The 8600-nt window shown below is 67.0% G+C and carries 10 protein-coding genes; 3 read left to right on the top strand and 7 right to left on the bottom strand.

Going from position 1 to position 8600, the window contains the following annotated elements; translation table 11 throughout:
* Window positions 1-57: 57 nt before the first annotated feature.
* From ACEN88_RS18720 to ACEN88_RS18700, 5 genes are all read right to left on the bottom strand, one after another.
* Window positions 58-534 carry an Hsp20/alpha crystallin family protein gene (locus ACEN88_RS18720; protein WP_413341933.1) on the bottom strand — a complete coding sequence of 159 codons (477 nt, stop codon included), beginning with the start codon at window positions 532-534 and terminating at the stop codon, window positions 58-60.
* Between the two features lie 213 nt (window positions 535-747).
* Complete coding sequence (gene fghA / locus ACEN88_RS18715) at window positions 748-1590, bottom strand: S-formylglutathione hydrolase (RefSeq protein ID WP_413341931.1); 843 nt, start codon at window positions 1588-1590, stop codon at window positions 748-750.
* Between the two features lie 74 nt (window positions 1591-1664).
* A complete protein-coding gene (locus tag ACEN88_RS18710; RefSeq protein ID WP_413341930.1) occupies window positions 1665-2288 on the bottom strand; it encodes a chromate transporter in 624 nt (207 codons plus the stop codon).
* Window positions 2285-2890, bottom strand: a complete 606-nt coding sequence (locus ACEN88_RS18705) for a chromate transporter (RefSeq protein ID WP_413341928.1) — start codon at window positions 2888-2890, stop codon at window positions 2285-2287. The genes ACEN88_RS18710 and ACEN88_RS18705 overlap by 4 nt, the downstream gene beginning before the upstream one ends.
* Window positions 2891-2958: 68 nt before the next feature.
* Window positions 2959-3135 (bottom strand): hypothetical protein, encoded by a 177-nt coding sequence (locus ACEN88_RS18700; protein WP_181158672.1) that lies wholly within the window; start codon window positions 3133-3135, stop codon window positions 2959-2961.
* 200 nt (window positions 3136-3335) lie between these two features.
* On the opposite strand from ACEN88_RS18700, the gene ACEN88_RS18695 reads away from it, so the two are divergent.
* On the top strand, window positions 3336-3554 hold the full coding sequence (locus ACEN88_RS18695; RefSeq protein WP_413341926.1) for a hypothetical protein: 219 nt from the start codon (window positions 3336-3338) through the stop codon (window positions 3552-3554).
* Between the two features lie 368 nt (window positions 3555-3922).
* Window positions 3923-6022: an ATP-dependent helicase gene (locus ACEN88_RS18690; RefSeq protein ID WP_413341924.1), complete on the top strand. Its 2100-nt coding sequence runs from the start codon at window positions 3923-3925 to the stop codon at window positions 6020-6022.
* Between the two features lie 337 nt (window positions 6023-6359).
* On the opposite strand, the gene ACEN88_RS18685 is transcribed toward ACEN88_RS18690, so the two are convergent.
* Entirely contained in the window at window positions 6360-7175 is an 816-nt protein-coding gene (locus ACEN88_RS18685) for an SIR2 family NAD-dependent protein deacylase (RefSeq protein WP_413341922.1), read from the bottom strand.
* The gene (locus ACEN88_RS18680; protein ID WP_413341920.1) at window positions 7172-7810 is read right to left on the bottom strand and encodes a phosphohydrolase; all 639 of its coding nucleotides are present in this window, start codon (window positions 7808-7810) and stop codon (window positions 7172-7174) included. The genes ACEN88_RS18685 and ACEN88_RS18680 overlap by 4 nt, the downstream gene beginning before the upstream one ends.
* 154 nt (window positions 7811-7964) lie before the next feature.
* Between ACEN88_RS18680 and ACEN88_RS18675 the strand changes: the two genes are divergently transcribed.
* A partial coding sequence (locus tag ACEN88_RS18675; RefSeq protein WP_413341919.1) for an FAD-dependent oxidoreductase occupies window positions 7965-8600 on the top strand: 636 nt, incomplete at its 3' end.

Here is an 8600-nt window from a genome sequence, read left to right as displayed (position 1 = left end):
CCCGCGGGCGGCCCGCGGGCCGTCCGCTCGCGTGCCTCGCCGTGCGGCTCATCGACCCTACTGGATCGTCAGCTGGCGCGCCGTGCCGCCCTGTTTCTTCGGCAGCGAGAGCATCAGGACGCCGTCCTCGAGCCGCGCCTGCGCGCTGGCATCGTCGACTTCGGAGGGCAGCGTGAAGCTGCGCTGGTACTTGCGCGTCGAGCGCTCAGAATACACCACCTGCTCACCCTGGCGCTGTTCGTTTGCCTGCTGACACTCGCCTTCGATGGTGACGCGCTGGCCGTCGATCGAAACGTGCACGTCCTCCTTCTTGACGCCGGGCAGCTCGGCCTTCACCTCGAAGGTTTTGTCCGTCTCGCTGACGTCCAGGCGCGGCATGCCGACGTCCTCGCCGGCCCAGCGCCCCTGGGCGAGCGGCGCGAAGAAGTCCTGGAACATGTTTTCGACCATGCGTCCGAACTGGTCTTCCATGGCGCCGGGACGGAGTGTGGAAAGCGTGGAAAGCGGCGTCGTGCCTCTTCTGATCAGGTTCATGATAGACCTCCCTTTTAAGAATGATGTCCCGCGGCGCGCAGGGCGCCGCAACACCATTTATAGGGCGGTCGAAAAGGGTTTGCAAGAGTCGTCTCGAACCGTGCGCGGGAACCCGGACGGACCTTTGAGGCAGGACAGCAGGCGAACGAAAGCGGGGAATTTTTGCGAAACCGCCCCGGTCAATGACAGTGCGGACCGGGGCAGATGCGGGCGTCAGCCGAGGTTGCGCCGGTGGAAGCGCAGGTGGTCTTCGACGAAGGTGGAGATGAAGTAATAGCCGTGGTCATAGCCCGGATGGCGGCGCAGTTCGAGCGGCTGGCCGACGGCGCGGCAGGCTTCCTCGAACGCCTCCGGGTACAGTTGTTCGGCCAGGAACTTGTCGCCCAGGCCCTGGTCGATCAGGATCCCCTTGGGGAAGGGCGGGGCGCCGGCACAGGCCATCAGCTCGGTCGCATCGTAGACGCGCCACGCGTCGCGATCGGTGCCGAGATAGCCGCCGAACGCCTTCTCGCCCCACGGGCAGCGGGACGGCGCGGCGATGGGGGCGAAGGCCGACACGGAGCGGAACAGGTCGGGGTTGCGCAGCGCCAGCATCAGCGCGCCGTGGCCGCCCATGGAGTGGCCGAAGATGCCCACGCGCGCCGGATCGGCCGGCAAGGTGGCGAGCACCAGTTCGCGCAGTTCGAGGATGTGGCTGTACATGCGGTAGTGGGTCGACCACGGTTCGCGGGTGGCGTCCACGTAGAAACCGGCGCCGGCGCCGAAGTCCCAGTTGTCGGTCTCGCCGGGCACGCCGGCGCCGCGCGGGCTCGTGTCGGGCGCGACCAGGATCAGGCCTTCCTGCGCCGCCACGCGCTGGGCGCCGGCCTTGATCATGAAGGTCTCTTCGGTGCACGTCAGGCCGGCGAGGTAGAACAGGACGGGCAGGCGCTTGCCGCGCGCGCCGGGAGGGAGGTACACGGAAAAACGCATCGGCAGGCCGATGGCGGCGGAATCGTATTTGTAGAAGCGCTGGACGCCGTCGAAACAAACGTGTTCGCTGAGGAGTTCGGGCATGGCTCGGTCCATCGGATGGTTGACTGATCGAAAGCGCAAGTATGCCCGGTCCGCAGGCAGGCCGCCACTGCGCTTCAGATCAGGCCGAGCGCCCCCAGCACGGCGCCGGCAGCGAGCAGCCACAGCAGGTGAATGCGCGTGCGCCAGATGATCAGGCCGCTGACGATCGCGGCGAGCCACAGGGGCCAGTTCGCCAGGACGGCGGACGCGGTCGGGGCACCTGCACCGGCACTCGCACCGGTACCGGCGGAACTGGCCATGATCCAGGCGGTGGACAGCAGCAGCGCGATCACGATGGGCGCCATGCCCTGCTTGAAGGCCCGGACGGCGCGCAGGTCGCGGTTGCGGTGGCCCCAGCGGGCGGCTGTGTACGTGATGATGGTGGACGGCGTCATGATGCCGACCATCGTCACGAGCACGCCGAACAGCGCGGCGGCCGTGCTGCCGGCGTTCATGCCGACGTGCCACCCCATCAGGGCGACGAACAGGACGTTCGGCCCCGGTGCGGCCTGGGCCAGCGCGATGGACTGGTTGAACTGTTCCTGGGTCAGCCAGTGGTGCTGCTCGACGAGGAAGCGGTGCATCTCCGACGACGTCGAGATGGCCCCGCCGACCGACATCAGCGACATCAGGAGGAAATGGCCGAACAAATTGAGCCAGTCGGCCCAGTCCAGCGCGAGGTGCAGGGGCGCCGTCATGATGCGAGCCGGCGGTACGCGAGGACGCAGCCCAGGCCGCCGAGGCCGAACAGCACCCAGGGGAGCGGACATTTGAGGAACGCGACGAGGATGAAGCCGGCCGCCGCGATGGCCAGGCACCAGGACAGGGGCAGCGGGCTTTTCTTCAGCGCGCTCGCCAGGCGCAGGCCGGCCGCGCCGATCAGGCCGGCACAGACGGCGGCCATGCCGTGCAGCGCGCCGGCCACGACGGGGCTGTCGGCGAAGCGGTCGTGCAGCACGGCCAGCCCGATGACGAGGATCAGGGGCACGGTCAGCAGGCCGGCCAGTGCGGCGAGCGCGCCGGCGATGCCGAAATAGCGGCCGCCGATCATCAGTGACAGGTTCACGACGTTCGGTCCGGGCATGATCTGGGCGACGGCCCAGTCTTCGATGAATTCTTCCTGGGTCAGCCAGCGCTTGCGGTCGACGATCTCGCGCTGGACGATGGCCAGCACGCCGCCGAAGCCCTGCAGGGCCAGCAAGGTGAAGGAAATGAACAGGTCGGCGAGGGAGCGGGGGCGGTGGGCGCTTTCGGACGGCGCGGTCGTGCCGGAGGGCGGGGAGCTGGGCGATGCATTCATGCCCCGATTATCGCGCCGCTCCCGGCATCCTGTCCATGTGGCGGTCCGGCGGTCCGGCGGTCCGGCGATCAGCCGCCTCCGATGCCCCGCATCACGCGTCCCGTGCCTTCGCATTCGGGACAGGTCTTGCCGTCGGCCAGCTTGCCGCTGCCGCCGCAGGTTTCGCACAGGTCTTCGCCGGCGCCTGGCGTGCCGGGTTCGGCTTCGTCGCCGGGTTTCAGGTCGGGATCGGGCATTGCGCTCATGGCGTCCTCGTGGTGGTTGGATAGACGAGGCCATTCTAGGCGCAGCGAAAACGGCGCGGCGCGCGCATGCGGCGCGGGTTTGTCATGAGGAATTCACAAACGAATGCCACATTGGATAAAAATTAATCTTGACTTTGGCCAAAGGTGGGAAATACTCGTTAGGCAGCAATCCCTTCAATCCATCAAAGTCAGGAACTGCGATGAACCAAGACACCCTCGAGCTCGAAGACGGTCAGGTGACCGTCCCTTACCAGCGGCGCGATACGCAACAGAAGGATATCGTCGACCTGGGCATTGCGCTCCAGCAGCGCAGCAATACGATGTCGGCCGTGGAATACCTGCGTTCGCAGAACGTCGGCAACGACGTCATCGAACGCGTGCTGACGGAGCCGGGCCGCAGGCGCTCCTGGTGCAGGTAAGGGTGCAGGCAGGCGACAAGCTCGACGGTTATGCACAGTCTTGCTCGCGTGCATCTTGCGAATATTCTCGATTCGTGTGTCACTTGACTTGGTAACTCATTGATTTTGTGAAGATTGAGTTTTGCCCGCGCAACGGGCAAATTGTTGAAACCCGCATTCCTGCTTGGTTTTGGCATGTCAAGAGGGTGTTTTTCCACAAACTTATACACAGTTTTTGTGGATATCTGATCAAGCCTTGTTGAAGAGGCAAGCGAGGCGGGCAGGGCCGTGAGCGGCCGCGTCCGCTGACGCTGGTTTGCTACATTGCCATCTGCGCTTGCATAAAGATACTGGACAAATGTACAGTTGAGCATCTATCCTCAACCGCCATGTCCGTCGCCACCGCCACCCCCGTTTCCCAGCCCGCCGCGCCCGCCGATCCGTTCGCCGGCCTGAATCCCGAGCAGCGCGCCGCCGTCGAGCACGACGTGGGTGCGGGGATGGTCCGGCCGCTGCTGGTGGTCGCGGGCGCCGGCTCGGGCAAGACGAATACGCTGGCGCACCGGGTGGCGAAGCTGATCCTGGCGGGGAGCGACCCGCAGCGCATCCTGCTGCTGACGTTTTCGCGCCGGGCGGCCAATGAAATGGGCCAGCGCGCCGCCGGCGTGCTGCAGCGCGTGCTGGGCATGTCGACGGCCGTGGGCAGCCTGCCGTGGGCCGGCACATTCCACAGCATCGGGGCCCGCCTGCTGCGCGAGTACGCGGGCCGGATCGGGCTGGAAGCCTCGTTCACGATCCACGACCGCGCCGACTCCGAAGACTTGATGGGCCTCGTGCGCCAGGACGTGGGCCTGGGCGCCGCCACCGGCCAGAAACGCTTTCCGCTGAAGGGCACGTGCCTCGCGATCTACTCGCGCGTCGTCAATTCCCGCGAGCCGCTGGCCGACGTGCTGCAGTCGACCTTCCCGTGGTGCAGCGAATGGGAAGAGCAGCTCAAGCGCCTGTTCGGCGCCTACGTCGACGCCAAGCAGGAACAGAACGTCCTCGACTACGACGACCTGCTGCTGTTCTGGGCCGAGATGGCGTCCGATCCGGAACTCGGGCCGGAACTGGGCGCGCTGTTCGACCACGTGCTCGTCGACGAATACCAGGACACGAACCGCCTGCAGGCCGCGATCCTGCAAGGCATGAAGCCGGACGGGCGGGGCGTGATGGTCGTCGGCGACGATGCGCAGTCGATCTATTCGTTCCGCGGCGCGACGGTGCGCAACATCCTCGACTTTCCGAAGCAGTTCGGCGAGCACACGACGATGATTACGCTGGACCGCAACTACCGCTCGACGCAGCCCATCCTCGACGCGTCGAACGCCGTCATCGCCGCCGCGCTGGAACGCCATGCGAAGACCTTGTGGACCGATAAGGTCGCCACCGGCAAGCCGCAGCTCGTGCTGATCCCGGACGAGGCCGAGCAGGCCCGCTGGGTGTGCAACCGCGTGCTGGAACAGCGCGAGGCGGGCATCAAGCTGACGCAGCAGGCCGTGCTGTTCCGCGCCGCCAGCCACAGCGCCGCGCTGGAGCTCGAACTCGTGCGGCGCAATATCCCCTTCGTAAAATTCGGCGGCCTCAAATTCCTGGAAGCGGCGCATATCAAGGACGTGCTCGCCATGCTGCGCTTCGCCCAGAATCCGGCGGGCCGCGTGGCCGGCTTCCGCGTCGTGCAACTGATTCCGGGAATCGGCCCGGCGACGGCGGCCCGCCTGCTCGATGCGGTGGCGGAGGCGCTCGACCCCGTCGCGGCCGTCGACGCGTTTCCCGCGCCTCCGCGCGCGCAAGGGGAGTGGGACCAATTTACCGCGCTGTTCCGCACCCTGCGCACGACGGGCCTGCGCTGGCCGCTGGAAATCGAACTCGTCCGCGACTGGTATCTGCCGCACCTCGAGCGCCTGCACGACGACGCAGTGGTCCGTGCCGCCGACCTCGACCAGCTGGTGGCGCTGGCGGGCGGTTATGGCTCGCGCGAGAACTTTCTCACCGAACTGACGCTCGACCCGCCGGAAGCAACGAGTGACCGCGCCGGCCCGCCGCTGCTGGACGAGGATTATCTGATCCTGTCGACGATCCACTCGTCCAAAGGGCAGGAGTGGAAGGCCGTGCACGTACTGAACGTCGTCGACGGCTGCATCCCGTCCGACATGGCGACGGGCAGCGCGGAGGACATCGAGGAAGAGCGCCGCCTGCTGTACGTGGCGATGACGCGCGCGAAAGAACACCTGCACCTCATCGTCCCGAACCGTTTCTTCATCAAGCAGCAGGCGCAGATGGGCGACCGGCACGTCTATGCGCAGCGCACCCGCTTCGTCACGCCCGTCATGCTCAAGCACTTCGAGGAATGCGTCTGGACGAATGCCGAAACGTTGCATGTGCGCAAACCGATGCCGGACAGCGTGCGAATGATGGTGCGCGAACGGGCCCGCAATGCCTGGAAATGAAAATAACGGCAAGATGACGGCAAAAGTGGGCAGAATCGGAACACTGTGACAAAGTTATCCACGCTGGGTCGATTTTGTAGGAATTTGCCTCATTTCCAGTGCCTGCTTAAAACACGAGCAACCGTAAGTCTTTGATTTAATTGGGTTTAGATTTTGCCCGTTCAATGGGCAGTTTGTTGAAACCCGCACCAATACTGGGCTTCCGGCTTGTCAAGAGGCGCTTGTCCACACAGTTATCCACATTTCTTGTGGATATTAAAATTAATCCAGTCGAATCAATACCTTAGGTCGCGGACTTGATGCGGCATCGAGCATTTTCGGGTCGATTAGGATCAAGTCAACCGAGCGCTGCACGGAGTGCCGCCAGGGCGTCCAGCGCACCCAGCGCCACCCCGACGCCCCGGCCGGGACGCACGTCGGGCTCGCGCGGATTGATCCGCACGAGCGGCGCACCCTGCGCTTCGCACATGTGCCGCACGGAAGGCACGTCCGTGCCGGCCCCCAGTTCGATGACGACGAGGTTCGACACCTGCGCGCGCCAGCGGTCGAGGCGGGCGTACTGCGCTTCGCTGCGGGCGTCCACCCAACGGCCGTCGCCGAACATCAGGATGTTGGGCCGCGCCAGCGCGCCGCAGTGCGGACAACGGGGCAGCGGCGGCGTCATCAGGCAGGTCGCGGGATCGATGAGCGGATCGACGGCATCGGCCGGCCAGATCGCATCGCCGCACGGGCGCGTGCATTGCAGGTGGTGGATCGAACCGTGGCATTCCACGACACGGTCCTGGCCGAAGCCGGCGCGCTGGAACTGCCCGTCGACGTTGCTCGTGAAGACGAAGGCGCCGTGCTTCAGGCGCGCACCGAGGTCGCGCAGGATCGCGAAGCCCGCATGCGGGACCGTGGCGCGATACAGCGCGAGGCGGTGGCCGTAGAAGCCCCAGGCCAGTTCGGGATTGCTGTCGAAGTTGCGCGGATTCGCGATCTCGACGAAGCGGATGCCCAGCGCGGCCAGCGGCGGATAGGCGCGCCAGAAGCGGTGGTCGCTGCGGAAGTCGGGCAGGCCGTAATCGACGCCGATGCCGGCCCCGGCGCCGATCAGGAGACCGTCGGCATCGCGCAGCAGCGCGGCGGCCCGCGCAAGTTCGGCGGCGCTCACGCGGCGTCCCCTTCGTCGATGCGGCGCTGCAGCTGTTCCAGCGCGGCCAGGAAGCGTTCGGCGGCGACGCCCGGCGGCCACGGTTCCCACGGTGCGCAGCCATACACGTCGACCAGCGGATCGTGCGCCAGCACGGCGGAGCGGATCTTCAGCGTCGTGCGCACTTCCTGCGCAGACCAGCCCGCCACGTGCACGGCTTCGCTGGCGGCGGCCAGGCGGTCGGCGCGCTTGTGGAGCTGGTGCTCGGCCGGCGTCCACGCGGGCAGGCGGTAGCGCAGGAACACGGCCTGTTCCAGGCGCCGCGTGAGGGCGCGAAAACCCTCGCCGAGGAACGGCTTGATCGGCGCGACGGCGTCGAAGCCGAGCAGGCCTTCTTCCGCGTCGTGCAACAGCTCGCGCAATTCGACGACGGCGGCGAGCGGCGTGGGCGACGCCGCGCGCCGCAGCAGCATCACGGCGATCGAATGCTGGGCCACGGACAGCGGCAGGGGCCACGCCGAGTGGCCGCCCCAGCGGTAGGTGCGCGCGAGGCCGAGGGCGAGGTCGCTGTCGTCCCAGTCGAACGGTGTCGGATTCAGCAGGTCGAGGCGCTTGCCGGACGGCATGCGGACCCAGGCGCGCATGTCGGGCGCCATGTCAGCGGTGGTATGAAACGGTGGACATGGCCCGATTCTACACGGCCGCGCCGGCCGACCCCGGCCGGATTGACGTGGCCGAACACGGGGCCCCGTTCGCGGTGTAGAGTAGGCTGCGGCCGGGCGGGGGCCCGGCAATCCGGAGTGCGGCTTCATGGGTGAACACGGCAAACGAATCGAGTGCGACGTTCTCGTCGTGGGCGGCGGCATCAACGGCGCCGGCATCGCGCGCGACGCGGCCGGGCGCGGCCTGCGCGTCGTGCTGTGCGAAAAGGACGACCTCGCGCAGCACACGTCGTCCGCGTCGAGCAAGCTGATCCACGGTGGCCTGCGCTATCTGGAGCAATACCATTTCGGGCTCGTGCGCAAGGCGCTGGCGGAGCGCGAAGTGCTGCTCAAGAGCGCGCCGCACATCATCCGGCCGCTGCGCTTCCTGATGCCCCACGCGCCGGGCCAGCGTCCGGCATGGATGATCCGCGCCGGCCTGTTCCTGTACGACCACCTGGCGCGGCGCGACTTCCTGCCGGCGTCAGACACGGTCGCGTTGCGCGAACTCCCGGCCGGTGCCGCGCTGCAGCCCCGCTTCACGCAGGCGTTCGCGTATTCCGATGCGTGGGTCGACGATGCGCGCCTCGTCGTGCTGGCGGCGCTCGATGCGCGCGAACGGGGCGCGACGATCTTCACGCGCACGCGCTGCGCACGGGTGCGGCGCGACGCGAAGCGGTGGGACGCCGACCTGGAGGGTCCGGACGGCACCGCCCACGGCCCGGCCGCGTTGACGAGGCAGCGC

It is taken from the genome of Massilia sp. CT11-108 (assembly GCF_047302915.1).
Classification (GTDB): Bacteria; Pseudomonadota; Gammaproteobacteria; order Burkholderiales; family Burkholderiaceae_D; genus Telluria; species Telluria orientalis.
This window is presented reverse-complemented; position numbering and strand designations above follow the sequence as displayed.